This is a genomic window from Sphingopyxis granuli NBRC 100800, assembly GCF_001591045.1.
In the GTDB taxonomy this organism is placed as follows: Bacteria; Pseudomonadota; Alphaproteobacteria; order Sphingomonadales; family Sphingomonadaceae; genus Sphingopyxis; species Sphingopyxis granuli.
Genome location: NZ_BCUA01000022.1, coordinates 26,094 through 53,009, shown reverse-complemented (window position 1 = coordinate 53,009; position 26,916 = coordinate 26,094). Strand labels below are relative to the sequence as shown.

Here is a 26,916-nt window from a genome sequence, read left to right as displayed (position 1 = left end):
GGCTTTCGCCGGGGAACAGTTCCTTGTCGAAAAGGGTTAATTGCCAAACAGGTTCAGGGTGACGAGAAAAGGAATATCGCGCTTCGGCCGATACCTGGCATTCCACGAAATTCGCGCAGAGGCGCAAGGAACGCAGAGATGAAGCGCGCGCGCCTCTGCGATCTTTGCGCCTCTGCGCGAATCCGATTCAAGGCTGGCGGCCATGACCGCTATCGGTCGTTTCCAGCCGTCGTCATCCGATCTCCCCTCCCCCTTGCACTCGACCCTCAAATGGGTCACATCCTTACGTGAACGTAAAGGTAAAGCAGCCCCCGAGAGGATTTCTTCCCCATGACCGACCTTCCAACCTTCGACACGATCAAGCTTGCCGTCGCCGACGATGTCGCGACCATCACGCTGAACCGGCCCGAGCGGCTGAACTCGATGCCGCCGGCGATGGCCGACGATATTCGCGCGGCGCTCGACTGGATGGGCGTGCTCGGTGCGCGCGCGCTGCTGATCACCGGCGAAGGGCGCGGCTTCTGTTCGGGCGCCGACCTGGCAGGCGACCGCAGCGCGTCGGCGGTCGGCGGCGGCGCCAACAGCCGCAAGGCGCTGCGCAACCATTATAATCCGATGCTGCTCGCGCTCGCGAACCTCGACATTCCCGTCGTCACCGCGGTCAACGGCCCCGCCGCCGGCGTCGGATGCAGCTTCGCGTTGTCGGGCGATTTCACCCTCGCGGGCAAGAGCGCCTATTTCCTCCAGGCCTTCGTCAACATCGGACTGATCCCCGACGGCGGATCGTCGTGGCTGCTGCCACGGCTGATCGGCCTGCCGCGCGCCACGCAGATGATGATGCTGGGCGAAAAGATCCCGGCCGAGCAGGCGGCCGACTGGGGCCTGATCTACAAGGCGGTCGAGGACGACGCCCTGATGACCGAAGCCGAAGCGCTGGCTAAGCGCCTTGCGAGCGGTCCGACGATCGCGCTCGGCACGATGCGCCAGGTGCTGCGCGGCGGGCTGACCCAAAGCTATTCCGATACGCTCGATGCGGAGGCGATGGGCCAGTATCGCGCCGGCAACAGCGCCGATGCGGTCGAAGGTGTCGCGGCCTTCCTTCAGAAGCGCAAGGCCGCGTTCAAGGGGCAGTAAGCCCTTCACCACCGAATCCGGCATTGTCGTCATTGCGAGCGCAGCGAAGCAATCCAGAGCGGTTTACGCACACTCTGGGTTGCTTCCCTCGGATCAGGTCCAGAACCGCAATGACGGAGAAGTGAACGATTCCGGACGTTTCATCGTGACGCCGCCTGATGCTTCGGCGGGATAACGTCCGTTGCGACGCCCCCCGTCACTCGACCGCGTAGGTCACGCCATATTTCAGCGCCTCTTCCAGCGTCAGGCAGCGGCGGGTCGACTTGTCCGCCCCGCTGCCCTTGACCGCCTTTTGCCGATACATCACCTCGGTCAGCAATTTGCGCGACACGCCCATCCGGATCAGGAAGTCGTTGTCCTCGCTCGCCAGCAGCGCGCTGTCCTGTTCGACGTCGCCGATCAGTTCGGTGGTCGCATCGGTGCCCATCGCCACGCTCTGGTCGATCGCGGCGCGGTCGCCGGTGCTGGTGAACATGTGGACGATGAACTCGCCGCCGGGTTCGATGATTCGCGGGGCGCCGCCCATGAACACGAAGTTGCAGGCGCTGAAGCAGGCCCAGCCGCTGGGGATGCGCGTGCCGAGACCGGTGTTCGACCGGATGATGCGCCCCGCAGCATTGCCCGCGCGCGCGTCGCCGCCGGGCGAACGCAGCCAGATCTCGCTGACGTCGGGGTTGGCCTTCAGCGCCGCGGCCAGGCGTTCGGGCAGGCCCGGATCGACCCGCCCTTCGGCCAGCATGACCTTCATTCGACCACGCGTCTCGACGGTCAGCGTCATCGTCGCATTGGTCGACCAGTTGGGATTGAGCGGACAGGTGGGGTTCAGTGGGTCACGCTCGGTCGCCGCGGTCAGCAAGGCCAGCGCCAACGCTCCCACCAGCACGCGGGGCAGGTCAGGCAGCCAGGACATAGCGCGCGTCGTCCGGCCCCTTGCACATCCGCTTCGTGACGCGCGTCTCTTCCCCGTCGACGATGATGAAATCGTTGACGGTCATACACTTGCGGCCGCCGTCCTCCTGATTGATCGACGCGACGGTCGACGAACCGCTGACATTCTCGCGCGTTTCGCTGGTCCAGTTCGACGTCGCGCCCACCGCCTCGCCGCGCGTGACCTCTTCGGTCGCCTGCGCCGCCTGCACCTGTTCGGCGGGATCGAGCCGGCAGGCGATCGCATCTGTCAGCGTCCCGCTCACCTCCGTGATCGGCACATAGCTGTAGACGCCGGCCCTGCTCGCCGCGTCGCCGACGGCATCGCGGATCACTCCGCCCAATATGCTGCGCCCGACGCCGCTGCCCTTCTTGCCCTTGGGACAACCGCCATTGTCGTCGCTGCTCGGGCTCGGTGCCGGCGTCGTCACCTTGCGCAGCAGGCCGCCGAACTGTGCCTGGGCCGGCACAGCGACCAGCATGCACGCCGCGAGAACCGCCGGGCCTTCGAATAGCTTCCGCATCGCCCTATTCCTTGTCGCGCCCGAAACGGGCAAACTGCGCGATCCCATTGGCGTCGATTCATGCCACCCACTGTGATTTTCATCAACCTTTCCCGAATCTCATCCAGACAGGTTGAATTAAGCTGGAATATGTCACAGTAACGCCGCCATGCTCTCGCAAAAGACCCGCTACACGATCCGCGCCTTTCAGCATCTTGCCGACCATTGGGGCAAGGGGCAGGTGCAGCTTGCGGATATTGCGGACGCGCAGAACATCCCGCCCAAGTTTCTGACCGTCATCCTGTCGGAGATGGCGCGCGAGGGGCTGCTGATCTCGCAGCGGGGGCGCGATGGCGGCTACCAACTCGCGCTGCCGCCGGTCGACATCAGCTATGGCGACCTTGTCCGGCTGACGCGCGGGTCGCTGGCGCTCGTGCCCTGCGCGGCGCGCAACGCGCACGAGCATTGCAAGAACTGCCTGCCCGAAAGCGAATGCCGGCTGCGCAGCCTGATGCTGCGGGTACGCGACGACACCGCCTCGATCCTTGACCGCATCACGCTCGCCGATCCGATCATGCTGGAACCGCTATTCGAGAAAGAGGAATTGGCGCTCTGACGCCGGCGCGCTGACGCTCTTTCCCAGTCTTGCAAGATAAGAAAAAGGCCCGCATGCTGTCGCATCGGGCCGTTTCCGGGTCGGGTTGTCGAAATGGTGGAGCCTACCGGGATCGAACCGGTGACCTCTACAATGCCATTGTAGCGCTCTCCCAGCTGAGCTAAGGCCCCGCGCCATTTCGGACGATCGCTCTGGGTGATGCGATCGGGACGCCGCCTTTACCAGCGCGTGTCCCATATGCAAGGGGCCAAATGCATCGCGCGATGCTTTTTTGGCCCCATGCGTCCGATTGTCAGTTTTCGTCGTCCTCGTCGTCGCCGGTCGCGACGCCCAGATCGTCGTCGCCGCCCAGATCGACGTCATTGTCGGGCGAATCGCTGTCCTCGTCGACATCGACGTCCAGATCCAGATCGTCGTCGGCCGCCTCTTCCTTGGCCTTGCCGGGCTTCTCGACTTCCTCGAACGGCATCGGCTGCTTCGATTTCAGCACCGATTCCGGAATCCAGGCATAGCCGCAGTTGATGCAGGTGACCGGGTCGTCGTTGGTCAGATCGTAGAATCGCGTCGCGCATTTCGGGCAGCTTCGCTTCGCGCCCCATTCAGCCTTTACCATAGAAGCCTCGTAACCCTTTGAAGGAATAAGCTAAATTTCGGAGAAAGGGCGGCACCGGAACAGCCACCCGCCAAATCGGCGTGCGCCTTGCCAGATTGTTTGCCCGCTGTCAAAAGCCGCACGCCATGACAGACCCCAACCCCAGCCCGCGCGCCTTTTCCGCTTCCGCTCCGCTGAAAGGTAGGATCGCGATGCCCGGTGACAAGAGCATTTCGCACCGGGCGCTGATGCTGTCGGCGCTCGCGGTCGGCACGAGCCGCGTCACAGGGCTGCTCGAAGGACATGACGTACTCGCGACGGCGGCTGCGATGCGGGGGATGGGCGCAACGATCGAGCGCCGCGAGGATGGCGAATGGGTGATCGACGGCGTCGGCGTCGGCGGGCTGCTCCAGCCGCACGAAGCGCTCGACATGGGGAACAGTGGCACCTCGACGCGCCTGCTGATGGGACTGGTCGCGAGCCACCCGATCACCGTCACCTTCATCGGCGACGCCAGCCTGTCGGGGCGCCCGATGGGCCGGGTGATCGAGCCGCTGTCGCAGATGGGGACCGATATCGTCGCCTCGCCCGGCGGGCGCCTGCCGCTGATGGTCCGCGGCCTCGCGCCGGCGATCCCCCTCGCCTACCGCCTGCCGATGGCGTCGGCGCAGGTGAAGAGCGCGGTGCTGCTCGCGGGACTGAACACGCCGGGCATCACCGAGGTGATCGAGCCCATCCCGACGCGCGACCATAGCGAGCGGATGCTGAAGGGCTTCGGCGCCGACCTGAACGTCGAGACCGACGGCGACGGCACCCGCCGCATCCGCATCCGCGGCGAGGCCGAGCTTCGGCCGCAGACGATCGCGGTCCCCGGCGACCCCTCGTCGGCCGCCTTCTTCATCGTCGCGGCGCTGATCGTGCCCGGATCGGACGTCGTCATCGCCAATGTCGGCCTCAACCCCACGCGCGCCGGGCTGGTCGAGGTGCTGCAGGCGATGGGCGGCGATATCGAACTGCTCGACCCGCGCGAGGTCGGCGGCGAGCCGGTCGCTGACCTGCGCGTCCGTCACAGTGCGCTGAAGGGGATCGAGGTCGATCCCGCCATCGCGCCGAGCATGATCGACGAATATCCGATCCTGTTCGTCGCCGCCGCGCTTGCCGAAGGGCGCACCGTCACCACCGGCCTCGACGAACTGCGCGTCAAGGAGAGCGACCGGCTGGCGGTGATGGCCGCCGGCCTTACCGCCATCGGCGCGCGGGTCGAGGAGAGCGCGGACGGGCTGGCCATCGACGGCACCGGCGGCGACCCGCTGCCTGGCGGCGCGACCATCGCCGGTCACCTCGACCACCGCATCTGCATGAGCTTCGCGGTCGCGGGCCTCGTCGGCAAGGCGCCGGTGACGATCGACGACATGGGGCCGGCCGCGACCAGCTTTCCCAATTTCGAGGCGCTGCTCGAAAGCCTGCAGGCATGATTGTCGCCGTCGATGGTCCCACCGCGTCGGGCAAGGGGACGATCGCTCGCGCGCTTGGGGCGCATTTCGGGCTGCCGGTGCTCGACACCGGACTCCTCTATCGCGCCGTCGGCTATCAGACGCAGCTCGACCATGGCGATCCCGACGATGCGGACGATGCGCTCGCCGCGTGCGATTTTCCCGACAGCCTGTTCGACGATCCGGCGCTGCGCTACGAAAGCACCGGCAGCCTCGCGAGCCGCGTGTCGATCCATCCTGCGGTGCGAAGGGCGCTGTTCCAGCGGCAGGTCGATTTCGCCAACCAGCCGGGCGGCGCTGTGCTCGACGGGCGCGACATCGGCACGGTGATCGCGCCGCACGCCGACGCCAAGCTGTTCGTGACCGCCACGCCGGAAGAGCGGGCGCGGCGGCGCCATGCCGAGATGCTGGGGCGCGGCGTCGGTGTCACCTATGACGCGGTGCTCGCCGACATCTACGCCCGCGACGCGCGCGACACCGGGCGTGTCGACGCGCCGCTGCGCCGCGCCGCGGATGCGCTGCTGCTCGACAATACGGCGCTGGACCGGGACGCGGGTATCGCGGCCGCGATCGCATTCGTCGAGGGCAAAGTCGGGAAGCGGGGCTGAAAGAAGATATTCGCGCAGAGGCGCAGAGATCGCAGAGGATATTGATTCACGCGGAGATGCGGAGAGATGGTGTCTGTCGCAAAGCGGCTTTCTCTTGCGAAACATCTGCGATCACGATGAACCGGACTTATCGACCCAAGCCATAAACTCCGCGCCTCTGCGCGAATCCCGTCCGCTCCACCGTCCGGAGATATGGCCGATCAGCACGCCCTTTTTCCTTGCCGAAAACCGCCTCCCCGCTTATACGCGCGCCGTCCGACGGGCGGTTTGCCGGTCGAGGCACGGATGAACCGCCGCTCCCACCGGAGCGTCGGGCGTGATGGGGCACCCTCGTCGCGCCCTTTTTGCTTTGCCCGTGGCTCGCCTTGCGAAGCGCCCCGACGACGTCCTGTTCCGCATTCGGCGGACAGGACGGTTCGGCCACAAGACCAGCGGACCCAACCGCTTGGCCGGAAACATGTGAAGTAAGGAAATCATTTATGGCCTCTACGGCTTTTCCGACGCGCGACGATTTCGCCGCGATGCTCGATGAATCGCTGGGCGGCGCCGACGGCGGCTTTGAAGGCCGCGTCGTCAAGGGCACCGTGACCGCGATCGAAAACGACCTGGCAGTGATCGACATCGGCCTGAAGAGCGAAGGCCGTGTGGCGCTTCGCGAATTCGCGATGCCGGGCCAGAAGGCCGACCTGAAGGTCGGCGACGAGGTCGAAGTCTATGTCGACCGCGTCGAGAACGCCAATGGCGAAACCATGCTGTCCCGCGACCGCGCTCGCCGCGAAGCCGCCTGGGACCGGCTGGAAGAAGAATTCAACAAGGAAGCCCGCGTCGAGGGTGTCATCTTTGGCCGCGTCAAGGGCGGCTTCACCGTCGACCTCGGCGGCGCGGTGGCCTTCCTTCCGGGTTCGCAGGTCGATATCCGCCCCGTGCGCGACGTCGGCCCGCTGATGGACCTGCCGCAGCCCTTCCAGATCCTGAAGATGGACCGTCGCCGCGGCAACATCGTCGTGTCGCGCCGCGCGATCCTCGAGGAAACGCGCGCCGAACAGCGTTCGGGCCTGATCCAGAACCTGGAAGAAGGTCAGATCATCGAAGGCGCGGTCAAGAACATCACCGATTACGGTGCGTTCGTCGACCTCGGCGGCATCGACGGCCTGCTCCATGTCACCGACATGAGCTACAAGCGCGTCAACCACCCGAGCGAGGTGATCAACATCGGCGACACGGTGAAGGTGCAGATCATCCGCATCAACCGCGACACGCAGCGCATCAGCCTGGGCATGAAGCAGCTTGAGGCCGATCCGTGGGAAGGCGTTGCCGCCAAATATCCGGTCGGCGCCAAACTGAAGGGTACCGTCACCAACATCACTGACTATGGCGCGTTCGTCGAGCTGGAGCCGGGCATCGAAGGACTGGTCCACGTCAGCGAGATGTCGTGGGTCAAGAAGAACGTCCACCCCGGCAAGATCGTTTCGACGAGCCAGGAAGTCGACGTCATCGTCCTGGAAGTCGACAGCGACAAGCGCCGCATTTCGCTGGGCCTCAAGCAGGCGCAGTCGAACCCCTGGGGTGCCTTCGCCGAAGCGCATCCAATCGGTTCGGTCGTCGAAGGCGAAGTCAAGAACGCGACCGAGTTCGGCCTGTTCGTGGGTCTGCCCGGCGACGTCGACGGCATGGTCCACATGTCGGACATCGCCTGGGGCATCTCGGGCGAGGAAGCGCTGCATCTCCACCGCAAGGGCGAGCAGGTGCAGGTCGTCGTCCTCGACGTCGACGTCGAGAAGGAACGCATCAGCCTCGGCATCAAGCAGCTTGAAAAGGGTGCTCCGGCAGTCGGAGCCGGCGCCGGCTCTGGCTCGCTTAAGAAGAACGAGACCGTCACCGTCACCGTGCTCGAAGTCCGCGACAATGGGCTGGAAGTGCAGGCCGGCGACGACGGCGCGACGGGCTTCATCAAGCGCGCCGACCTGGGCCGCGACCGCGACGAGCAGCGCCCCGAGCGCTATCAGGTCGGGCAGAAGTTCGACGCGATGGTCACCGGCTTCGACCGTTCGAAGAAGCCGACCTTCTCGGTCAAGGCGCTGCAGATCGCCGAAGAGAAGCAGGCTGTTGCGCAGTACGGCTCGTCGGACTCGGGTGCGTCGCTCGGCGACATCCTCGGCGAGGCGCTGAAGGCCGGCAAGAAGGACTGATTTCCTTCTTTCGCGCCAGAGCGAAGAAAAGGCCCGCAGAGTGTCCCTCTGCGGGCCTTTTTCTTTCGGCGATAGATTTTGACGGGATAGCGATTCGTGATAATCTCGGCGCCGCGTCGGGAGGGGTCCTACGCATCGTCGCCGGCAACGGCCGGATAACCCGCGTCCGCGGGATGCGCGTGGCACATTTAGGGGAAGCAGATGATCCGGTCAGAACTGGTTCAGAAGATCGCGAGCGAAAACAGCGATTTGCGCCTGGAGGAGGTCGAGAGGATCGTCGACGCCTTCTTCGATTCCATCATCGAGCAGCTCGCTGCGGGCGGACGGGTGGAATTGCGCGGTTTCGGCGCCTTTTCGACGCGCGCGCGCGAATCGCGAACGGGGCGCAATCCCCGCACCGGGACGCCGGTCGCGGTCAAAGCGAAAAACGTCCCCTATTTCAAGCCCGGCAAGGAAATGCGCGAACGGCTGAACGACTGAGTGCGATTTTCCGGGTAGAGTTCTTCCATTTTTATCACCCTGAACTTGTTTCAGGGTCCATGGTCCGCCTTCGACCGACAGGCGGCGTAAAAGGAAAGACACGACCATCGATGCTGAAACAAGTTCAGCATGACGAAGGCGCAGGCCAGCGTGCGGAACGACTGAATTGCCACGGCCCTCAATTCTTCAGCCGATACCCCGTCCGGAATACCCAGAAGATCACCGCGAGGCACAGCGCGAGGAAGATCGCAACCGCGCCCATGCTGACGCCGATGCCGACATCGCCACGGCCAAAGAAGGTCCAGCGGAAGCCGCTGATCAGGTAGACGACCGGGTTGAACAAGGTCAGCGCGCGCCACGCGGCAGGCAGCATGTCGATCGAATAGAAGGCGCCGCCGAGGAAGGTCAGCGGGTAGACGACGAGCAGCGGGATGACCTGCAACTGCTCGAAGCTTTGCGCCCAGATGCCGATGATGAAGCCGAACAGGCAGAAGGTCACGGCCATCAGCACCATGAAGGCGGCCATCAGCAACGGATGCGCGACCTGGACATCGACGAACAGGTGTGCGGTCGCGAAGATGATCGCGCCGATAATCACCGACTTCGTCGCCGCCGCCCCGACATAGGCGATCAGCAGTTCGAGCGGCGACATCGGCGACGAGAGCATCTCGTAGATCGTCCCCGTCCATTTGGGCATGTAGATGCCGAAGCTGGCGTTGCTGATGCTTTCGGTGAACATCGTCAGCATCATCAGCCCCGGCACGATGAAGGCGCCGTAAGGTACGTCGCCAACTGCGCTCATCCGGCTGCCGATCGCTGAGCCGAAGACGACGAAATAGAGCGTCGTGGTGATCACCGGCAGCAGCAGGCTGGTCCAGAAGGTGCGCCCGAAGCGCGCCATCTCGAACGCGTAGATGGCGCGGACGCCGCGGAAATTCCCGATCATGCCGTGGCCCCCTGCGCGCCCGCGCCATCGCTTTTCGATTCGTGGACCAGCCCGACGAAAATCTCCTCGAGTGAGCTTTGCCGCGTGTGGAGGTCGCGAAAGGGAATGCCGAGATCGCTCAGCCGCCGCAGCAGCGACGGGACGCCGGTCGCTTCGGCCTGGCTGTCGAATTCATAGACGAGTTCGTGCCCCTCGCCCGCGATTTCGAGCGACCAGTCGTCGAGCCCGGCGGGAAGGGCGGCCAGCGGCTCCGACAGGTTGAGCGTCAGCGTCTTGCGGCCCAGCTTCTTGATCAGCGCGTCCTTGTCCTCGACGAGGATGAGCTTGCCCTTGCTGATCACCCCGACGCGGTCGGCCATCTCTTCGGCCTCCTCGATATAATGGGTGGTCAAGATGATGGTGACGCCGCGGTCGCGCAAGCCGCGCACCATGTTCCACATGTCGCGACGCAGTTCGACATCGACGCCCGCGGTCGGTTCGTCGAGGAAGAGGATTTCGGGTTCGTGGGACAGCGCCTTGGCGATCATCACGCGGCGCTTCATGCCGCCCGACAGTTCGAGGATCTTCGCGTTCCGCTTGTCCCACAGCGACAGGTCGCGCAGCAGTTGCTCGATGAACGCCGGATCGCGCGGCTTGCCGAACAGGCCGCGCGAGAAGCTGACCGTCGTGATCACCTTTTCGAACGCGTCGGTATGAAGTTCCTGCGGCACGAGCCCGATCATCGACCGGGCGGCGCGATAGTCGCGTTGGTGATCGTGCCCGCCGACGGTCACCGTCCCCTCGCTCGGCGTCACGATGCCGCAGACGATGCCGATCAGCGTCGTCTTACCCGCCCCGTTCGGCCCCAGCAGCGCGAATATCTCGCCTTTGTCGATCGTCAGGTCGACGCCGCTCAGCGCGCGGTGGCCGCTCTTGTATGTTTTGCCGAGGTTGGAAATCTGGAGCACGGCCGTCATCGCGCCGGTCTAGCCGACCCCGTTCGCCGGGTGAAGCGGCAAAGATCGCTTGACCTCCCCTCCCCCTTCGGCTTGACCGGCGCACGACACGCGGACGTGGCGGAATCGGTAGACGCAGCAGACTTAAAATCTGCTATCCATCTGGGTGTGCGGGTTCGAGTCCCGCCGTCCGCACCAGCGAGGAGAGGCAGGTCATGAAGGCTGGCGGCAACGGCGCGCGGTTCGTCCCGGCCGGGCTTCTGGCCCTTTTGCTTGCCGGTTGCGGCCTGTTCGGCGAGCGCGGGCCGGTCCGCGTCGCGGCGATCGGGCCGCTCAATCCCGCCGCCAATCCGGCGAACGGCGAATTGTCGGCCGCCAATGCCGCACTGCTCGATGCGACCGCGCAGGGGCTGGTCAGCTATGATGGAGAGGGGCAGATCGACGTCGGCCTCGCCGAGCGCTGGACGGTGACCGGCGATGGGCTCAGTTATATCTTCCGCATCCGCGAGGCGAAATGGAGCAACGGCCGCAAGGTGACGGCCGAACGCGTCGCCGCGATCCTGCGCACCTATCTGTCGCCGCGCAGCCGACATGTCCTGCGCGACGATTTCCCCGAGATCGAGACGATCAAGGCGATGACCGACAGCGTCATCGAAATCCGCCTCGCCGCGCCGCAGCCCGCGATTCTCGAACTGCTCGCCCAACCGTCGATGGCGATCGTCGACAAGGATATGGGCTGGGGACCGATGCGACCGAAACGGCATGGCCGCGCGATGCTGTTGTCGCCCGTTCCCGATCCGTTCGCGGAGGACCCCGAGGAGGCCGAAGAAGCCGCCAACGATCCCGCCGCTTCGATCGAACTCGTCGGAACGTCGCCCGCAGGCGCGCTGGCGCGGTTCAAGAACGGCTATGCCGACGCGGTGATCGGCGGGCGCTTTTCGACGCTGCCCTATTTCGTCGCGTCGAACATCGGACGCTCGCGCCTTGTCGTCGATCCGGTTCCCGGCCTGTTCGGGCTGGCGTTCGTGCGCGCCGAGGGATTTCTGGCCACCGACGCCAACCGCGAGGCGCTGGTGCGCGCGATCCGGCGGCAGCGGCTCGTCGATGCCTTCGGGCTCACCGAATGGCAACCACAGATGACGCTGCGCCCGGCGCTTTATCGCCGCGACGGCGGCCCGGCGCCGCTGCTGCCCGCCTGGGCCGACTTCGACGACGATTCGCGCCTGATTCAGGCACGGCGCGTCGTCGACCGCTGGCGTGCGACGCGCGGCGACATCGCGACGCTGCGCATCGCCGTGCCCGATTCGCCCGGCGGACGCATCCTCTTCGCCTATGTCGCCGCCGATCTCGCAGCGATCGGGGTGCCGAGCCGCCGCGTCGACGCCGACGCCGAAACCGACCTCAAGCTGATCGACGAGGTGACGCCCAACGACGACGCGCTGTGGCCGCTGCGCCGGCTGTCGTGCCGCCGCGACACGCTGTGCAATCGCGAGGCGCAGGCGCTGATCGACCGTGCCGCGCTCAACGACGACCCCGCTCTGCGCGCGGCGCAGATCGCCGAGGCTGAGGCGGTTCTCGCCCGCTATGTCCCCTTCATCCCGCTCGCGACGCCGCTGCGCTGGTCGGTCGCGTCGCAGCGGACCACCGGACTGCGCGCCAACGCCCGCGCCCAGCACCCATTGAATCGCCTGATCGCCGCCCCCACCTGATCGGACGGCGCCCAGCTTCGGGCGCTTGCTGAAAGGACCCCGATGGCCCCTTCGTCCCCGAATACCGACGCGATCTTCGAGGCGCTGATCCCCAACCGGCGCGATCCGGCGGCGCTGCGCAAGCGCGTCGAGATGCTGGAAATCATTCTGGAACGCAGCTTCACCATCCCCGGTATCAACCGGCCGGTCGGGCTCGACGCGATCGTCGGCCTCGTTCCGGTGGTCGGCGACGCGATCACCGCGGTGATGGGCGCCTATATCATATGGGAGGCGCGCAACCTCGGCATGTCGAAATGGCAGATCTGGCGGATGATCGGCAATCTGAGCGTCGACACTGCGCTCGGCGCGATCCCGCTCGCGGGCGACGCCTTCGACCTGCTGTTCCGGTCGAACACGCGCAACCTGAAGATCATCAAGAAACACCTCGACAAGCATCATCCGGGCACGGTCGTCATCGACCAGTAAGAGCGGCAACGGTCGCCCCTTCCCTCGCAGTGTGTGATGATGCTAGCACAGCATCAGCCAAAGGATGCTTCAGGGGAGATGATGATGATCCGCGCCAGCCTTGCCGCGCTTGCCCTGGCCTGTTCGCTGTCCGCCGCCGCCCCGGCCGCGGCGGAAGAAGAGGATCGTTGGCTGTGGCTCGAGGAGATCGAGGGGGCGAAGGCGCTCGACTGGGTGAAGGCGGAAAATGCCGCCACCGACAAACTGATCCTGTCGCGCCCTGGCTTCGAGGCGGATCGTCGGCGCGCCCGTGCGATCCTCGACGACGAACGCCAGATCGCCATGCCCGACGAGGTGATGGGCGATGTCGTCACCAACCTGTGGCGCGATGCGAAGAATCCCCGTGGCCTGTGGCGCCAAAGCCCGCTCGACGCCTGGTTGGCGGGTAAGCCCGAATGGCAGGTGCTGATCGACGTCGACGCACTCGGCAAGGCGGAAGGGAAAAGCTGGGTCTGGCACGGAGCCGACTGCCTCGCCCCCGAATATCGCCGCTGCCTCGTCTCGCTAAGCTCCGGCGGCACCGATGCCGACGTCGTGCGCGAATGGGACCGCACGACCGGCCGCTTCGTCAACAGCGGCTTCGCGCTGCCGGAAGCAAAGAGCAATGCCGCGTGGGAGGATGCCGACACGCTGCTGGTCGCGACTGACTTCGGCGCGGGCAGTATGACGGCTTCGGGCTATCCGCGCATCGTCAAACGCTGGAAGCGCGGCACGCCGCTTTCCGATGCCGTCGTGGTGGCAGAGGGCGAGGCGGGCGACGTCAGCATGGCGCCCTTCACGCTCGTCGACGGCGACCGGCTGTGGACGCTGATCCGGCGCGGCAAGAGCTTCTACACCACCGACTATCTGATCCCGAGCGCCGACGGATCGCGCTTCGTCGCCGCATCAATCCCCGACACCGCCGACCTGCGCGACGTGCTCGGCGGACAGGCGATCGTCTTCCTCAACAAGTCGGCGGGCGCGATCGCCGAAGGCTCACTGGTCGCGATGTCGCTTGCCGACATGGCAGTGGGGCGCCAGACGGCGATGGTGCCAGTGATGACCCCGACGCGCGCGCAGGCGATCGAGGAGGTCGCGGCGAGCGATAACCTGCTGTGGGTCAAGGCGCTCGACGATGTCGAGGGCAAGCTCTTCGCCGTGCGCCGCGATGCGGCGACGGGCGCCTGGTCACAGCGCGAGGTGCCGCTCGCGACCAATGCGACGGTCAACCTCGTGGGCACGATCGGCAAGCGCGATATCGCGCTGGCGACCAGCGAGACCATGCTCGACCCGCCGACGCTGTATGCCGTCGCCGAGACCGGCGCGGCGCAAACGGTGCAAAGCCTGCCCGCCACCTTCGATGCGGAGGGCATGACGGTCGAAAAGCGCTTCGCCACCTCGAAGGACGGAACGAAAATCCCTTATTTCCTCGTCCGCAAGACCGGTGCGAAGGGGCCGGTCCCGGCGCTGGTCCATGCCTATGGCGGCTTTCGCGCGGCGCAGACGCCGGGCTATCTGACCGGCCAGCCCTATCGCGCAGGACCGCTGGGCCTGTTCTGGGTCGAGGACGGCAACGCCTATGTGCTCGCCAATATCCGCGGCGGCGGCGAATATGGCCCCGCCTGGCATCAGGCGGCGCTGCGCGAGAAGCGCCAGAATAGCTTCGACGACCTGCACGCGGTCGCCGAGGATCTGGTGAAGACCGGGGTCAGCGCAAAGGGTAGGATCGCGATTTCGGGCCGGTCGAACGGCGGCGTCCTGGTCGGCGCGGCGATGACGCAACGTCCCGACCTGTATGGCGCGGTGATCTCCGGCTCGCCGCTCAAGGACATGAAGCGCTATTCGCACCTGTTCGCGGGCGCGTCGTGGGTCGCCGAATATGGCGATCCCGACAAGGCGGAGGACTGGGCCTTTATGGCACGATATTCGCCCTATCAGAATGTGCGCGACGGCGTCTCCTATCCGCCGATCTTCCTCTACCTGTCGACCAAGGACGACCGCGTCCATCCCGGCCACGCGCGCAAGTTCGCGGCGAAGCTGGAGGAATATGGCAACCGCGTCTATTACCACGAATATCTGGAGGGCGGCCATTCGGTCGGCGCCGATCATGCCGAGGATGCTGTGCGCGCGGCGATGCTCCACGCCTTCCTGCTGCGCGAACTGGTGGAAAGGAAATAGGGCTGGAAACGCCGCATGGCGCGCGTTACGGAACCAGACTGAGACGGACGCCGGCTACAGACGATCCATGCGAAGCCAGCGCCGCTCGCCGAGCCACGCCTTCGACAGCGCCCGGTCCGCGGCGGCGGCTTCGAGCCTGCGGCCGCGCGCGGCCTCGCTGCGGCCGAGCCCGTAAAGCGCCCAGCCGTTGTTCGGCGCCCGCGCCAGCGCGCCGCGAAACGCCTCGCTCGCCTCGCCGTACCGCCGCGCCCGGAACAGCGCCGCGCCGAGCGATTGCCGGACCGGATAATACCAGAAGGTCGGCTCCTGATAGGGCAGGCCGTCCTCGATCTCGATCGCCTGCCGATAGAACGCGATCGCCTCGTCATGGCGGCCGAGCGATGCCGCGAACCGGCCGCGCGCGACCCGTTCGGCCAGCATCACCAGATCCGTCGCGGGCAGGCCCTGCTCGATCAGGTCGGCGAGCGCGCCAGATGTGCGGAGAGTCGCCAGCGCGGCCATCTCGCCTTCGAATCCGGTACGATCGCGCAGCGCGGCATAGGCGACGCCGCGCGCATAGTGGCGCATCGCATTCGGATAGGGCAGGCGCGCGTCGGGCGCGGCCATCGCCAATATGGCCTTCGGATCGGCAAACTGCGCCATCGCGAAATAGGGCGCGGCATCGATCGCTTGGATCCAGCCGATCCGCGCCGAGGTCGCGGGGTCGAGCACGCTGCGCAGGCGCTGCGCCTCGCGGACCGCGGTGCGCATGTCGCCCGCCATCTGCGCCGAGGTGACGATGAAGTGGATATTGTGCGGATAATAGCCATAGCGCACCAAACCGTCGTCGCCCGCGCTGCGGATAAAGGCTTCGTCCGCGCGCGCCGCGGCGACGTTGACGCGGATCGAATCGGCGTGCCGTCCGCGCAGTTGATAGATATGCCCCGGCATGTGGACGAGATGCGCGGCGCTTGGCGCCAGCGGGTTCGCCAGCCGGTCCGCCGCTGCCTCGGCCCGCTGCGGATCGCGCGCCTCCATCAGGTGGATATAGAGGTGGTTCGCCTGGACATGGTCGGGGTTACGGCGCAGCACGGTTTCGATCAGCCGCACCGCTTCGCCGATGCGGCCTACCGGTGTCTTTCCGTCGGCTTCCCAATAGTTCCACGGCGTCGTATCCATCGCCGCCTCCGCCGCGAGCACCGCGACATCGTCGTCGCCCGGAAAAGCGCGCGCGACACCGAGCATCGCATCGGCATAGCCGGCGTCGAGCGCGGCGCGATCCGCGCCGGCATCGCGCGAATAGCGATGCGCGACGGCTTCGATCAGCGCCCGCTCTATCGGCGACGCCGCGGCCCGCAGCGCCATCGCCCGGTCCATGGCATCAAGCGCCGCCGTGCGGTCGCGCTCGTCCATCGGCGCGTTGATGTTCGGCCCCAGCGCCACCGCTTCGCCCCACCAGCAGAGCGCACAATCGGGATCGCGGCGCTGCGCTTCGCGGAAGGAACGCACCGCGCCGGCGTGGTTGAAGCCGTAATTGAGGAGCAGGCCCTGACTGAAATAGCTTCGCGCCTGCGCATCGCGGGTCGAGACGGGGAACGGCGATGCGGCAAGATCGGGATAGAGCGGAATCGGCCGCACCTGGCTGGCGGGCGCCGCCATCGCCGCTGCGCCGAGCAGATTCTGCGCCAGTGCCGAACCCGCGCGCTGCGCCCCGCAGCTCAGCCCGGCAAGCCGGCTCGGGTCGAGCACGTCGAGCGCCGCGGTCGAAAAGCCCGGCAGGGGCGCGAAGCTGGCGAGCGAAAAGCCGACGCCGACGATCGCGGCCGCCTTGAACGGATGACGCATCCCGGTCCCCTCCCCCCGAAGGTGAATATCGCGGCAATCTATCACGAAGGGGGGTCGCTCAAAAGAGCGGTGGGGACATTTCAGTTGATGGGATGGCGAACAGGGCGTAGCGCGCCGGCCCTCTCGCGCGCTTCCGCCAGCGTCAGCAGCTTGGCGCTGCCCAGCCCCATGTCCTGCCACTTGCCGTCGCGCTGCAAGCGCAGGAGCCAGTAGGCCCCGCCGTGCTTGTCCACCTTCAGGAACAGCCCGTCCCATCCTGATAGGTGCCGGGACTAGTCAGGGCCGCCTTGACCGCTATCGCTGTGAGTTTACCCATCGGATTCTCTCCCCACACTTTGAGGCGTCAAAATGTGGGAGCGAGCCGATCTCTCCCCACATTTCTCCCCACACTACGCTCCGACTGCACACGGACGGCAGCGGATGCGAGCGGAAAGCCGCAGGCATAATAAGCTAGGTTTTCTGGGATCTCTAGGGACTTTGGCGGAAGCCCCCGGAACGAAAAATGGTGGACAGGGCTGGATTACCAGCGGCCACCTAGAAAACCGCAGAAAACCTAGGGTATTGAACTGCCGTTGTGGGCGTTTGTGTAGCAGTCCTGCGGGGCACCGACAAGGACTTCAAGGTTCAGAAGACCCAATCCTCGTTGTCGATCATTTCGAGGACACGCGCACGGGCCTGTGCGGGCGTTTCGCGGCCCGAGTAAATCCCCCCGGTGAAGTGCGAGATTAGGCTCTCGGCTTGCTTCTCCTGCCGCTCCTTTTTGTCGCGGTCGGCCTCGGCTTCCTGCCGATCCTCGTAGCGGTCGGCAGCCTCGGCGTTTTGCTGGAGACCCCGTAGGAGGCCCGTGGCTTGATCCATACGGATGTCTCCGCGATCCACGGCCGCCATAACGTCCTGCGACGTGATGCGCTCGCCCTGACCGAACAGACGCAACACCATGACATCCGCGTTTCTGTCCTCCGTCTCCCGCTTTTCCTTTGCCCATTCTGCGCGAACCTCGCGAGCGTACTGCTCACTTGCTTCGGTGAGCGAGGCTCGCTCCTTGGGGTTGAGAATGAGCGCGCCGGTGAACAGAGGAGGCGGAGCCGCCCGTGCGATCTCCACGTCCGCCAGCTCGATAGGGTCGAGAGGCACGTCGGGAGCGCGAAAGCTCGGGTCGGCTATTACGGGGTCGTCGGGCGTGACGGCACCGCCGCCGCCTTCGTTGCCCTGCTTGCGGCCGGACCATGCGATAAGCTCGCCTGCCGTTCCGGCCTTGTTAAAGACCGATCGGTTCGCGGCGATGCTCGTGGCGGCGACCACCTGCTCCACTGGAGTGCCGGGGGCCGCGCGAAGGACGCGGATAGCATCCGATGCGCCGAGGAAGTGAGCGAGGTAAGCGTTCGCCGCCGTCGCGTCGATCCCGGCGCGTTTGAGAGCCGAGAGGTTGTTGCGGGTCAGGCGCTCCATAAGCTTGTCTTGCACGTCGCCCTTCGCTCGCTTGGCGAGGATTTGCGCTTCGGTCTCACCCGTGTTGCCGTATTCGGCCCGGTAGAGGCCAAGCCACGTCCCCTTGGTGAACTGATAACGCCCATAGGCCGACGATGTTGTGGCCTGCGCGGTATCGTCGCCTCGGCTCTCGGCGCCGCGCGTCGAGGCCATGTAGGATGCCATGTCGAAACCGGCGGGGGCCTTCGGGGCACCTTGCGGGGACTTGGCAGCATCTGATGCGGGAATGTCGAACGGCACCGGGCCGGACTGGAGGGTGGCTAGTTCGGCGTTTGGCTCGGCGGGCATGATGCCGAGGAGCTGGCGATAGATGCGCCAACCGTCCTGCGGTCGGCCCTGTCGCTTCAACTCTTCTGCCGCCGATTGCGCGGAGTTCACGATTGCGGCCTTACGGGCCTGTGCGGGCACCGTGGGCGGAAGAAGAGCGTCGGCGGACGAGAGGTCCAGCCATTGCCCCGGCTGGAGGCTCATGGCCTGATCCATCACGTTCTTGCCGAAGTGGCTTACTGCCTCTTCGTTGAAGCGTTCTTCGATACGCTGGAGCGCGGCCTGCTCGAACTGCGGGCGAGATTGCCCCATCTGTTCCGCGAGGAAGCGCATACTGTCAGGTGTCGCGAGGAAGTCGCGGAGCTTGCCGGTGTCCGGATCGACCGCGAAGTTCTCAAAGAAGGTTTCGACCCGCTTCCGCACTTCGGCCTGCCGCTCCTCCAATGTGAGCTGGTCCTGCTGCTCCACGAGGCCGCGAAGGTCGTCCCCGAAGTCGCGGAGACCATCATTCCACGCGGACGTCGTTCGACCGCGCGCAACGGCGTTGCGGTACCCGTAGGACCGTTCGGCCTTCTCGGCGTCAACCTTGTCGGTAGCTTCGTCCAGCGCGCCCTGTGCGGCGTTGTCGCTCTCGTCCTTTTTGAACTTCGCGTCGGCGTATTGCTTGAAGTCGCCCGCAGCGTCGTTGACGATACCAAGGGTCCGCATAAGGGCCTCGGCGCCGCCGTCGCCACGACGGGCGGACGACATGCTGGAGAACTGTTGCAGCCGGTCGGCGCTTGTGTCGCGGCGCCCCGGCAAGATGGAGGATCGGTTGTCAGTCAGTCGGTCGCGCCGCTGATTCGCGGTGCGCGGCTCGGCTTTGGATAGGTCCATTGCCATTGTAGGAATCTTTCGTCGCCCGCCCGCCCCGAAGAATGGCGCATGGTCGCGGCCATAGGGGTGATGTCGGAATGTTTATGGGGAGCCGAAGGGGACGCGCGGCAATGATATGCCCGCACGGCACCCCCTGTGGGGGGAGCGCCGACGAACGCGCTGCGCTATCCCGCTTCGGATTTTTGAGCGAAAACTAACGGGCCTTACGGGCCGCGTGCCGCTTCGCGCCAACCATGAGGGCGTGGATATTGACCTGTCCGAGACCGGCACGGCCCGCGAAGTGATCGCGAGCGGCCTGTGAAGTCAGCATCATGGCAGCATGGGCGTAGGGATAGAGTGTCATGAGAAATCCAATCAGATAGGCCATCGTTACGGTGTCATTTTCGGCGCTGGATTCGCTGTTGCCGGAGCTGGTGATCTCGCCATTGGAAGTGCGCGTCGGTTATCATTTCAGAGCCCGAAAGGGAGCCTAACGGTGGCGCGTAGTCGGCGACGACGGTCGGAGCATATTGGATTGCCGTTATGCGCTCGGCGGCATCGGCGATGATATGACGGCACGCAGCGCGGTCGGCCCGGAAGACGACCATGCACGCCCGACAGCTCGCTAGGATGCCGCAGGCTCGATCCCGTGAAGGCTCAAAGTCCGCGTGCGGTTTGATGAAGAGACATTGGTGGCATTGCTGGTGCCCTGCGGGCGTCTGTACGGGCCTACGCTTCCCCATCGGTATTCCTTCCGCGAGGTTGCGGCCGGACAGGGTGGAGTTCGCAGTTCGAGCTGACACAGGCGGCAACCTGTTCGCGCCAGCCGCCGAGACCCTTTGCGTAGGGGTCGTAGATGCAGGCTTTGCACTTGGCGTTGACAGCCCGCCGAAGCGCGCATCGGGTAGTCATGTTGTGGGTTTTCCTACTGGCGCATGAAAGCGCCCCGCAGAGACTTTCGTTCAAATCTGATCGAAAGGCGGCGGGGCGCTAACGGGCTTATTCGGGGGTTGGGTTAGGCGGCGGCGCCGTAGTCGATACGAACGATGCCGCTGGGGCCGTCCGACATGCTCTCGCGGCTGCGGGCGGCGTAGTCGGTACTATCGGGGGCGTAAGGGTCGTATGCGGGAACCGAGGAGGGCGAGTACGCCGAGGCGTCCCCGTCGTCGATTCCGTTCCACGTCTTCGCACCGGCGGACATATCGAAGTGAGAGTTCCGGCGCATTAGAGGCTCGCGCTGTAGTTCGACTTGGCGCGAAGGTGCTTGGCATGAAGCTCGGCACGGGCGTTAAGCTCATCCTCGCGGATGCTCTCCCTTGCGCGTCGGTCGATCTCGACAAGGTCGGCGGCGGCCTGCCGTTGGTCTTTCACCTGATCGACACTCTCGCGAAGAGCCTGCTCCAGCTCCTTGTCACCTTCGGGGCCGTTGAGGACCGAAAGCTCGCCCTTGAGCCGGTTGACCTCCTCCGTTGCTTTGTACCGAAGCTCGCCCGTGAGGCGATACAGCGGCTGCATCACGGTCTGCCCGGTGGAGGGGTCGGTTACAGCCTTGCTACCCGTCACCTCGTCCAGCTCGCTTTGCGTAGCGGAAATGCGGCGGGCGAGTTCGCGAGCGCGATAGGCGATGTTGACCTGCGCCTTCGCGAGCGGCGTAGCGCCGTCGCCGAGACCGGTCAGGATACGGACGTCTTTGCTGCGCTCTTCGATGGCTTTGCGGACGAGCTGCGTCTCCAAATGAGCGCGCTGCTCGGGCTTCACGCCGATGAGCTGTTTCAGGATCGGCTCGCGCATGTCCGGCGTCAGGCCGTCAACGGTCGTTGGGAGTTCCCACCGGCGGGCACCCATGCGGGAGGTGTCGTGCGCCGAAGGATTATCGGCATACCAGTCTTGCTGGAGGATTTCGTCAGCCAGGGCGTTGTCATCGCCGAAGCCGTGATCGGGACCGGTGTAGTCCGCACCGGCGGAATCGTCAGGGGTATTCATAGTCAGGTACTCATGTTGAAGGTGTGGCAAGGCCACGGGCGGAGACCCCCGGTCAGGTCGGGGGTCGAGTTATCCGGCTCTCGCCGGAATGGGGCGCGCCTGCCTCGCTCCAGCCCCTGACGTAAGGCCAGAGGAGAGGCAGGCGCTACGGGACCAGCATCCCGCCGAAGGAAGGGCGGCGGGGAGGTCAACCGATCTGAATTGAATGTGGCGAGGCCGCGCGGAACGCGGTTCACTAGCCCCAAGTCCGGACTAATTCGGCAGCCGCAGTACGCTTGAGATCAGAGGTGCAGGGATAGAACCGATCTATCCCCGATATGCGGCGAACGGGTCAGGCCGCCGCGCGCTCCAGCGCAGGAACGGCCTCGCCCTCAATCCACCTGCGGAAGCGATTTGCTGCCGCCGGTGTCGGAGCGTTCGCAGGGACGAGGCCCCGGCGCGTGCGCGGGTGGACCGCTTCGTATAGACCCCGCACCGACGAGAGCCGAACGGCACGCGGGCCGACCTTGCCGTGGACCCGAAGGAACTTTTGGTCCTCCTCGGCAATCCTGCGGGCCGGTTGGTCCACCTGCGGCTGCCCGTTCTTCATGTAGAGCGAGAAGGCGCGGCAGACGTCGTTGAGGACGAACCACGGGCGCCCGTCAATGACGACGGCGCGGATGGGATTGCCGGTGTATTCGAGGATGATCGGGTGCGCGGTGTCCATATCGCGAATGTCCTATGTCGAAGTGATTTCAGAGCTGCGGACAATCCGAGGGGGCCGTTGGGGCCGACCTTCCCGCATCCTTCATAGGACCAGAGATAAGGTCTGTAGGAGGGGGATGTTTAGGGGAAGCCTTCACGGACCCGATGGTCTCCTCAAGGCACCCTTAAGGTAATCCCATATATCTGACCGGGGGCGGAGAGTCTCCTATGTCCGGTAGTCCTGATTAATTGCCGATTCCCGGATTTAGGCGGATTTCACCCCGGAAGACGGGGGGCCTTGAACTTGTACTCTTGCCCATATCGGAGACCCTCAATTGCCGGGTCACGGGCATTAAACTTCATTGCCGAATAGCTGCCGTCCGCGAGCTGACCCGTAAGGACGACTTCGTCTTCCGCGACTATTCCCAAGTCCACATCCTTGTCGGGAAGCACGGCAATCATCCTTCTGCCGATCACGACGACAATCTGCTGAAATTGATGCTGGGCTGCGTGCCAAGACCAACGCTTGAGGTCGGAATAATAGGGCTCGGATTTCCAGACGTGGGGTGTGTTGGGATCAACATGGATTGCCATGCGGGCCTCATCCTCCGCCACGATCACCATCTTGCTTTTGAAGGGGAACCAATGGTCTTCGGTCATCGGCCAATGCAAATAGCCGCAACCAAAGCTTGCGCATGAATGGGGCCTCTCGGCGTATATCGCGCAACCGCAACCTTTTACCACGTGCGGGCACCAACTTCCCGCTGGTTTCTTGAGTTCGTCGATCGCCATGAGCTTACAGCACATGCTGCACTGCCCGCATTCCCGGCCATCAATCACCGGCGCATCTATCACAGCCACCCCCTACTTCGCGTGCCCGCGTGACGCTCGCCTCCGACAGAGGCAGCCCCCTTTATCCTTGCGGCCTTTCGTCGTCGCCCGCTGTCGCCGCCGAGCCGAAGCCATTTGAAAGAAGAGCCTGAAACGCAGCGTCAGCTTCGCGCTCGGCGATCTGCTTCTTTCGCATATGCTCTTCCTCCTCAAGCATCTGAAAGATAACAGCCTTTACAACTGGAAAGAGGGCGAGACACTGCTCGTCGGTCAACTCATGAATACCCGCACTAAGCACAGAGAATACGGCGCGATTGCGCACCGCCCGCTCGGGTAATTGCTCGGCAAGCGCGCCGACCTTTTCGTCAACACGCATCTTATCAAAGTCGGCAATGGGGTCGCCCCCAGCTTCAATCCTCTTCGTATGCGCTCTTGCGATCATGCGCTCGAACACGCGGCGGAGGTATACAAATGCGCCAGAGGCAGCATCATGTGCGAAAAGACCGATGGCCGTCCCTAGTTCTTTTCGGTCCAATGGATCGACCGAACTATCAATGCCTTGAAGTTCTCCAAACGAGATGTCAGCCATCGAAGGCGCTTGCCCGATCTTGAGCACCCGCTTCTCGGCCTTGTGAAACACATAAAGATATGACGTGAGGTCACGCTGACAGACGGCTCGGAGCGCGAAGAGCGTCGGCGGGTTTGCGAGAGCGTTGCCGTTGCGCAACCCGCCGCCGGTGTGAGGCACGGGCATCGCGGAAACAATAAACGAAGTCTCTTTCCGGCATTTCGTGCAATAGCAGTCGAACGTACCGATAGAGGCCGTGCGCAGCTTCTGCTCGGCCACCGCACCTATTTCATCGCTGGTATCAATCGAACTATAGAGACCTTTTATTATAAGTAGGTCTCTCGCCAAAATGGCTGCCTTCGTGCTGATAACGCGCAAGCGCATCTTTTCTTCGGATTCATCAGTCATCGGCGCTGCATAGCAGGTAACAGCGATCAACAAAATGGCAGCGGCCGACGCTAATGCGCTTCAAGCGCCAGTCCCATCTGGTCCCCACCGGCCCCTTCGGTCTCCTGCCCGATGTCTTCTAGGATCGTTCGGGCGAGTTCATGCGCTGCGGCGATGCGGATGTGGCTGGTCGGCGCCGTGATGCCGACCCGCGCCCACCCGGCGGCGGTCAGGATTGCATCAGCGACTCGGGAGGGGTCTAATCGTTCCATTACACAATGAGAACATAAATAGAACATTTGAGCAAGCCCGCCGATGGTTCGGTGCCCGCAAGCCCTGACTAATTGGACGGCCTCTTGGCGGCTTTTCCGGCGCGTGAGAGTCGTTCGGAGACTTTAGGCTAAGCCAGTAGCCTAAGCGGCCTGACAGTGCTGTAGAATCACGAAAGGGGCCTCAACGGCGTTTTCCGAAGATGTCAGCCGGGAACCGACCCGAAGTCGATCCGATCAACTTCGCGACTTCCTTGGCGGTGACGATGTAGCCTTTGGTGAGGAGCAGGGCAGTGGCTTTCACGGCAAGCGGAGAGCCGGGACACCGAACGCGAGCGCCAGACCCATCGCGACAATGGGGACGAGCGCAAACAGCGCGACGGACGCAAAGGCCAACTTAGGCGACCCGCGCTCATTGAACGACCTGACTATTTCCACGAGGGCGAACCACCGGTGCATGACGGACTCCTGACATCAAAAAAAGATGCTCGGTGAGCCTGCGGGGCAAGAACTTTGTGAGTCCATTTTGAATCGGACGCAACCTTTAAGAGTGGCCATAACCTAGGCTTTCGTCGCAAAATCGACATTTACCTGTGAAAACCCGCCAATAAGTCTGGAATCGTTGGAACGGCCGATGCGTCAGCAGGGAAGATGAGCAGAAATAGCTCGCCACAAATAGCCACATTGTGACGCCCACCAATCTCGCTCGTGCGCACCGTAGACCGGCTGCCGTGTCGGCTCCCCGCCCCTCCCGTGATGGATAGGATAGCGCGTTACGATTACCGGCGCCCAGCCGAACTGATCGCCCGAGATGTCAATGAACAGGCCGTTCCACTCAAGCCAGCTATGGGCGCCAGTCCACCCGCCGATGTCCACTTCGGTTGTCTGATTCACATGATCGCAGGTGATCCCAAGCCGTTCAATTAGGTAACGGCCAAGCAACTCCGCCGCATGGCCGCAGGCGCCGCGCGGGAACGTCCAGCCTCCGCGCGCCCAAGGTTCCGGCCCCGCTGCATCAATCGCGACGCGAAAGTCTCGGACTACCCGTGCGATGTCGGCGTCAGTGGGCGTCATGACAGGTAGAGATGCGACAGGTCGAGACCCGGATAGGTGACCTTCGCGAGTGCTTCCGCCTTCTGGCGCGTGGACATGCCGTCGCCATATGCCTTGCCGGACCCCGGCTCGATACGGCGCGACAGGGCCGACGAAGTACGCTCGGCAAGCTCCGCTCTCCGAAGCCCGTCCTCAAAGCTGTGGCGGAATGAGTGCATCCCGAGCTTGGTCCCTATCAGATTCAAAGACTTCACGAACGCGCTGAACCGCTCGCCGAGCTTCGCCCCAACCTGCCCCCGCTGGTTCACGGTGCCCTCGGGGAACAACAGGAACTCCTCGGCACCCCGGCGCGCAGCGACATAGTCTAGGAAGCCGAGCTGGAGGAGCTGCGGGTGGATCGGCAAGGTAGCCCGCGAGCCTGCGGTTTTCAGCTTACGCTCGCCATACTCGCGAAGGTGCAAAACCGGAATCCCGTCGTCGGTGCCAATGTCCTCTACGCGGAGGCCCGCCGCCTCCCCGTTCCGCAAGCCGTGGAAAAGGCATAGCAGCGGAACCCAATAGTCCCCGGCCTTCCGCCCATCAGGTGCCCAAGGGGCCCGCCACAGGCCCGAATGGAGGATGGTCGAGAGCTGATCGTCGCTGAACGCCGAGCGGCGCTCCGCATCGTTCACCGCGTCGTGGACCGAAAGGCCCTCAAACGGATTGGAGGGCACCCATTGCTCTTTCCGCGCCCAATTAAAGACCGAGGCAATGTGTAGGAGATAGCCGTCGTTGATGGTCTTTGGCTGGATCGTTGGCAGGCCAAGCGCCTCCCCCTTCTCGACCGCCTGCGGCACGGTAAGGCCCGCGAGTTCCTTCCGGCGCCCAAGGTTCAACGGCAAGCGCTTCAACAGCTCCTGAACCGTGCGCGCATCTTCGCGCGTGATGCTCTTCACGCCGCGACCGGGGAACACGTCCCGCAGGAGTCGGAAGACCGGAGCTACGCCCTTCCTTGTCGAGCCGCTCCAGCGCGGCCCCTTATCTGCCTCATAGGCCGTCAGGAGTTCCTCTAGGGTCCGGTCGGCGGGATCGGCGCCGGGGGCTTCCGCCTCAACGGCGGTATTGAGGTTGACGCGGCGCGGCTCGTATTGCGGCTGCCCTGACAGACGCGCGACGGCTGCGGCGTGAAGGTCGATGAAGGCGCCCATGAGATGCTCTTGAAGCATCCGCAGCTCGGCGGAATCTTCGTCGAGAGCGAGACCGGCATCGTGCGCCAAGGTCCGCGCCGTCCGCAACACCATCATGAAGTCGTTTCGGCCTGCGGCCTCCTCCGCTTGCGCCAAGCGGCTCCGGGCGATGTCGAGAAGCTCCCGCTGCTTGAGCTGGTCGATAGGGCGCTTCACTACGAACTGCGGCAGCGTGGAGCGATACCAGTTCGCGGCCATTGCGAGGGCTTGAGGTTCGCTAAGGGTCGTTGGCGGGGCCGCTGCGAGCTTGTCGCGGGCCTCTTGAACCTGTCGCGTGAACGCTGCGACGATCACGGGCAGCACCTGTTCCGCTGCCTTTTTGTCCTCCTCGCCGGTGGACATATTGAACTCACCGGGAAGGATTCTGGCGACGTCAGTCGGCCAACGCTTCCGAACCTGCCACTTCGCCGAGCCTTTTCTGCGGGATAATTTGAACACAGCTTCCATGCCTCCGTGTAGCAACTTTGTGTAGCAACGGAAGGTCAGAAACCTATGTTTTCTAGGGTTTTCATCGCCTTGGGAGGCGGTGGTGGACAGGGCTGGATTCGAACCAGCGTACGGGAAACCCGGGCAGATTTACAGTCTGCTGCCTTTAACCACTCGGCCACCTGTCCATGGGGCCCCTGCGGGGAAGCGGTGCCATGGCGAAACGAGGCTTGCCTGTCAATGGCAGTCGTGGGAAAGGCCG

24 protein-coding genes and 3 tRNA genes are annotated in these 26,916 nt (G+C 64.5%); 10 read left to right on the top strand and 17 right to left on the bottom strand.

Annotation, left to right across the window (positions count from 1 at the left end; genetic code table 11):
• Positions 1–330: 330 nt before the first annotated feature.
• Entirely contained in the window at positions 331–1,134 is an 804-nt protein-coding gene (locus SGR02S_RS07660; protein WP_067107516.1) for an enoyl-CoA hydratase-related protein, read from the top strand.
• Positions 1,135–1,330: 196 nt separating this feature from the next.
• Here SGR02S_RS07660 and SGR02S_RS07655 read toward each other — a convergent pair whose 3' ends face one another.
• A complete protein-coding gene (locus SGR02S_RS07655) occupies positions 1,331–2,044 on the bottom strand; it encodes a COG3904 family protein (protein WP_067107513.1) in 714 nt (237 codons plus the stop codon).
• Entirely contained in the window at positions 2,028–2,585 is a 558-nt protein-coding gene (locus tag SGR02S_RS07650; RefSeq protein ID WP_067107509.1) for a hypothetical protein, read from the bottom strand. The genes SGR02S_RS07655 and SGR02S_RS07650 overlap by 17 nt, the downstream gene beginning before the upstream one ends.
• 148 nt (positions 2,586–2,733) lie before the next feature.
• Between SGR02S_RS07650 and SGR02S_RS07645 the strand changes: the two genes are divergently transcribed.
• On the top strand, positions 2,734–3,180 hold the full coding sequence (locus SGR02S_RS07645) for an RrF2 family transcriptional regulator (protein WP_067107506.1): 447 nt from the start codon (positions 2,734–2,736) through the stop codon (positions 3,178–3,180).
• A gap of 94 nt (positions 3,181–3,274) precedes the next feature.
• Here the strand turns inward: SGR02S_RS07645 and SGR02S_RS07640 are convergent.
• Positions 3,275–3,350, bottom strand: a tRNA-Ala gene (locus tag SGR02S_RS07640).
• A 122-nt stretch (positions 3,351–3,472) separates the two neighbouring features.
• Entirely contained in the window at positions 3,473–3,793 is a 321-nt protein-coding gene (locus SGR02S_RS07635) for an FYDLN acid domain-containing protein (RefSeq protein ID WP_067107503.1), read from the bottom strand.
• A 125-nt stretch (positions 3,794–3,918) separates the two neighbouring features.
• Here SGR02S_RS07635 and aroA point away from each other — a divergent pair, with 125 nt between their 5' ends.
• From aroA to SGR02S_RS07615, 4 genes are all read left to right on the top strand, one after another.
• Positions 3,919–5,247 carry a 3-phosphoshikimate 1-carboxyvinyltransferase gene (gene aroA, locus SGR02S_RS07630; RefSeq protein ID WP_067107501.1) on the top strand — a complete coding sequence of 443 codons (1,329 nt, stop codon included), beginning with the start codon at positions 3,919–3,921 and terminating at the stop codon, positions 5,245–5,247.
• Positions 5,244–5,873, top strand: coding sequence for a (d)CMP kinase (locus SGR02S_RS07625; RefSeq protein ID WP_067107498.1), 630 nt, complete (start codon positions 5,244–5,246; stop codon positions 5,871–5,873). Before aroA ends, SGR02S_RS07625 begins: the two co-directional genes overlap by 4 nt.
• 479 nt (positions 5,874–6,352) lie before the next feature.
• Positions 6,353–8,062 (top strand): 30S ribosomal protein S1, encoded by a 1,710-nt coding sequence (rpsA, locus tag SGR02S_RS07620; protein ID WP_067107495.1) that lies wholly within the window; start codon positions 6,353–6,355, stop codon positions 8,060–8,062.
• A gap of 201 nt (positions 8,063–8,263) precedes the next feature.
• A complete protein-coding gene (locus SGR02S_RS07615) occupies positions 8,264–8,542 on the top strand; it encodes an integration host factor subunit beta (RefSeq protein ID WP_067107492.1) in 279 nt (92 codons plus the stop codon).
• A gap of 178 nt (positions 8,543–8,720) precedes the next feature.
• Here the strand turns inward: SGR02S_RS07615 and SGR02S_RS07610 are convergent, their stop codons facing one another.
• Together SGR02S_RS07610 and SGR02S_RS07605 are read right to left on the bottom strand one after the other, a co-directional pair.
• A complete protein-coding gene (locus tag SGR02S_RS07610; RefSeq protein ID WP_067107489.1) occupies positions 8,721–9,488 on the bottom strand; it encodes an ABC transporter permease in 768 nt (255 codons plus the stop codon).
• A complete protein-coding gene (locus SGR02S_RS07605; RefSeq protein ID WP_067107486.1) occupies positions 9,485–10,444 on the bottom strand; it encodes an ABC transporter ATP-binding protein in 960 nt (319 codons plus the stop codon). Before SGR02S_RS07605 ends, SGR02S_RS07610 begins: the two co-directional genes overlap by 4 nt.
• Before the next feature lie 90 nt (positions 10,445–10,534).
• On the opposite strand from SGR02S_RS07605, the gene SGR02S_RS07600 reads away from it, so the two are divergent.
• The 4 genes from SGR02S_RS07600 (at position 10,535) to SGR02S_RS07585 (ending at position 14,793) form a co-directional block, all read left to right on the top strand.
• Positions 10,535–10,621, top strand: a tRNA-Leu gene (locus SGR02S_RS07600).
• A gap of 17 nt (positions 10,622–10,638) precedes the next feature.
• Positions 10,639–12,132: an ABC transporter substrate-binding protein gene (locus SGR02S_RS07595; protein ID WP_067107530.1), complete on the top strand. Its 1,494-nt coding sequence runs from the start codon at positions 10,639–10,641 to the stop codon at positions 12,130–12,132.
• A gap of 42 nt (positions 12,133–12,174) precedes the next feature.
• Complete coding sequence (locus SGR02S_RS07590) at positions 12,175–12,597, top strand: DUF4112 domain-containing protein (protein WP_067107484.1); 423 nt, start codon at positions 12,175–12,177, stop codon at positions 12,595–12,597.
• An 84-nt stretch (positions 12,598–12,681) separates the two neighbouring features.
• Positions 12,682–14,793 carry a prolyl oligopeptidase family serine peptidase gene (locus tag SGR02S_RS07585; protein ID WP_174521641.1) on the top strand — a complete coding sequence of 704 codons (2,112 nt, stop codon included), beginning with the start codon at positions 12,682–12,684 and terminating at the stop codon, positions 14,791–14,793.
• A gap of 54 nt (positions 14,794–14,847) precedes the next feature.
• Here SGR02S_RS07585 and SGR02S_RS07580 read toward each other — a convergent pair whose 3' ends face one another.
• From SGR02S_RS07580 to SGR02S_RS07535, 11 genes are all read right to left on the bottom strand, one after another.
• Positions 14,848–16,617 (bottom strand): tetratricopeptide repeat protein, encoded by a 1,770-nt coding sequence (locus SGR02S_RS07580; RefSeq protein WP_082797022.1) that lies wholly within the window; start codon positions 16,615–16,617, stop codon positions 14,848–14,850.
• Positions 16,618–16,697: 80 nt separating this feature from the next.
• Positions 16,698–16,850, bottom strand: coding sequence for an Arm DNA-binding domain-containing protein (locus SGR02S_RS20540; RefSeq protein WP_255211414.1), 153 nt, complete (start codon positions 16,848–16,850; stop codon positions 16,698–16,700).
• Positions 16,851–17,241: 391 nt separating this feature from the next.
• The gene (locus SGR02S_RS07575) at positions 17,242–19,254 is read right to left on the bottom strand and encodes a hypothetical protein (RefSeq protein ID WP_067107475.1); all 2,013 of its coding nucleotides are present in this window, start codon (positions 19,252–19,254) and stop codon (positions 17,242–17,244) included.
• 187 nt (positions 19,255–19,441) lie between these two features.
• Positions 19,442–19,615 carry a hypothetical protein gene (locus SGR02S_RS20020; RefSeq protein WP_156483007.1) on the bottom strand — a complete coding sequence of 58 codons (174 nt, stop codon included), beginning with the start codon at positions 19,613–19,615 and terminating at the stop codon, positions 19,442–19,444.
• Positions 19,616–20,451: 836 nt separating this feature from the next.
• The gene (locus tag SGR02S_RS07565; protein ID WP_156483006.1) at positions 20,452–21,210 is read right to left on the bottom strand and encodes a hypothetical protein; all 759 of its coding nucleotides are present in this window, start codon (positions 21,208–21,210) and stop codon (positions 20,452–20,454) included.
• 331 nt (positions 21,211–21,541) lie between these two features.
• The gene (locus tag SGR02S_RS07560) at positions 21,542–21,916 is read right to left on the bottom strand and encodes a BRO-N domain-containing protein (RefSeq protein ID WP_067107468.1); all 375 of its coding nucleotides are present in this window, start codon (positions 21,914–21,916) and stop codon (positions 21,542–21,544) included.
• Between the two features lie 254 nt (positions 21,917–22,170).
• Complete coding sequence (locus SGR02S_RS07555) at positions 22,171–22,554, bottom strand: hypothetical protein (RefSeq protein ID WP_067107465.1); 384 nt, start codon at positions 22,552–22,554, stop codon at positions 22,171–22,173.
• A gap of 253 nt (positions 22,555–22,807) precedes the next feature.
• On the bottom strand, positions 22,808–23,701 hold the full coding sequence (locus tag SGR02S_RS07550; RefSeq protein WP_156483005.1) for a hypothetical protein: 894 nt from the start codon (positions 23,699–23,701) through the stop codon (positions 22,808–22,810).
• A gap of 50 nt (positions 23,702–23,751) precedes the next feature.
• Complete coding sequence (locus SGR02S_RS07545; protein ID WP_067107459.1) at positions 23,752–23,952, bottom strand: DUF6771 family protein; 201 nt, start codon at positions 23,950–23,952, stop codon at positions 23,752–23,754.
• A 1,067-nt stretch (positions 23,953–25,019) separates the two neighbouring features.
• Positions 25,020–26,675, bottom strand: coding sequence for a site-specific integrase (locus SGR02S_RS07540; protein ID WP_067107456.1), 1,656 nt, complete (start codon positions 26,673–26,675; stop codon positions 25,020–25,022).
• Between the two features lie 80 nt (positions 26,676–26,755).
• Positions 26,756–26,842, bottom strand: a tRNA-Tyr gene (locus SGR02S_RS07535).
• Between the last annotated feature and the right edge of the window lie 74 nt (positions 26,843–26,916).

What these genes read in the sequence shown, in the direction of transcription:
- SGR02S_RS07625 (WP_067107498.1), top strand. Translation starts at nt 5,244, where the DNA reads ATGATTGTCGCCGTCGATGGTCCCACCGCGTCGGGCAAGGGGACGATC.
- SGR02S_RS07615 (WP_067107492.1), top strand. Translation starts at nt 8,264, where the DNA reads ATGATCCGGTCAGAACTGGTTCAGAAGATCGCGAGCGAAAACAGCGAT.
- SGR02S_RS07645 (WP_067107506.1), top strand. Translation starts at nt 2,734, where the DNA reads ATGCTCTCGCAAAAGACCCGCTACACGATCCGCGCCTTTCAGCATCTT.
- SGR02S_RS07610 (WP_067107489.1), bottom strand. Translation starts at nt 9,488, where the DNA reads ATGATCGGGAATTTCCGCGGCGTCCGCGCCATCTACGCGTTCGAGATG.
- SGR02S_RS07555 (WP_067107465.1), bottom strand. Translation starts at nt 22,554, where the DNA reads ATGACCGAAGACCATTGGTTCCCCTTCAAAAGCAAGATGGTGATCGTG.
- SGR02S_RS20020 (WP_156483007.1), bottom strand. Translation starts at nt 19,615, where the DNA reads ATGGCCTATCTGATTGGATTTCTCATGACACTCTATCCCTACGCCCAT.
- SGR02S_RS07660 (WP_067107516.1), top strand. Translation starts at nt 331, where the DNA reads ATGACCGACCTTCCAACCTTCGACACGATCAAGCTTGCCGTCGCCGAC.
- SGR02S_RS07540 (WP_067107456.1), bottom strand. Translation starts at nt 26,675, where the DNA reads ATGGAAGCTGTGTTCAAATTATCCCGCAGAAAAGGCTCGGCGAAGTGG.
- SGR02S_RS07575 (WP_067107475.1), bottom strand. Translation starts at nt 19,254, where the DNA reads ATGGCAATGGACCTATCCAAAGCCGAGCCGCGCACCGCGAATCAGCGG.
- SGR02S_RS07560 (WP_067107468.1), bottom strand. Translation starts at nt 21,916, where the DNA reads ATGGACACCGCGCACCCGATCATCCTCGAATACACCGGCAATCCCATC.
- SGR02S_RS07635 (WP_067107503.1), bottom strand. Translation starts at nt 3,793, where the DNA reads ATGGTAAAGGCTGAATGGGGCGCGAAGCGAAGCTGCCCGAAATGCGCG.
- SGR02S_RS07580 (WP_082797022.1), bottom strand. Translation starts at nt 16,617, where the DNA reads ATGCGTCATCCGTTCAAGGCGGCCGCGATCGTCGGCGTCGGCTTTTCG.
- SGR02S_RS07545 (WP_067107459.1), bottom strand. Translation starts at nt 23,952, where the DNA reads ATGGAACGATTAGACCCCTCCCGAGTCGCTGATGCAATCCTGACCGCC.
- rpsA (WP_067107495.1), top strand. Translation starts at nt 6,353, where the DNA reads ATGGCCTCTACGGCTTTTCCGACGCGCGACGATTTCGCCGCGATGCTC.
- SGR02S_RS07585 (WP_174521641.1), top strand. Translation starts at nt 12,682, where the DNA reads ATGATCCGCGCCAGCCTTGCCGCGCTTGCCCTGGCCTGTTCGCTGTCC.
- SGR02S_RS07605 (WP_067107486.1), bottom strand. Translation starts at nt 10,444, where the DNA reads ATGACGGCCGTGCTCCAGATTTCCAACCTCGGCAAAACATACAAGAGC.
- SGR02S_RS07590 (WP_067107484.1), top strand. Translation starts at nt 12,175, where the DNA reads ATGGCCCCTTCGTCCCCGAATACCGACGCGATCTTCGAGGCGCTGATC.
- SGR02S_RS07655 (WP_067107513.1), bottom strand. Translation starts at nt 2,044, where the DNA reads ATGTCCTGGCTGCCTGACCTGCCCCGCGTGCTGGTGGGAGCGTTGGCG.
- SGR02S_RS07550 (WP_156483005.1), bottom strand. Translation starts at nt 23,701, where the DNA reads ATGACTGATGAATCCGAAGAAAAGATGCGCTTGCGCGTTATCAGCACG.
- aroA (WP_067107501.1), top strand. Translation starts at nt 3,919, where the DNA reads ATGACAGACCCCAACCCCAGCCCGCGCGCCTTTTCCGCTTCCGCTCCG.
- SGR02S_RS07650 (WP_067107509.1), bottom strand. Translation starts at nt 2,585, where the DNA reads ATGCGGAAGCTATTCGAAGGCCCGGCGGTTCTCGCGGCGTGCATGCTG.
- SGR02S_RS07565 (WP_156483006.1), bottom strand. Translation starts at nt 21,210, where the DNA reads ATGAATACCCCTGACGATTCCGCCGGTGCGGACTACACCGGTCCCGAT.
- SGR02S_RS07595 (WP_067107530.1), top strand. Translation starts at nt 10,639, where the DNA reads ATGAAGGCTGGCGGCAACGGCGCGCGGTTCGTCCCGGCCGGGCTTCTG.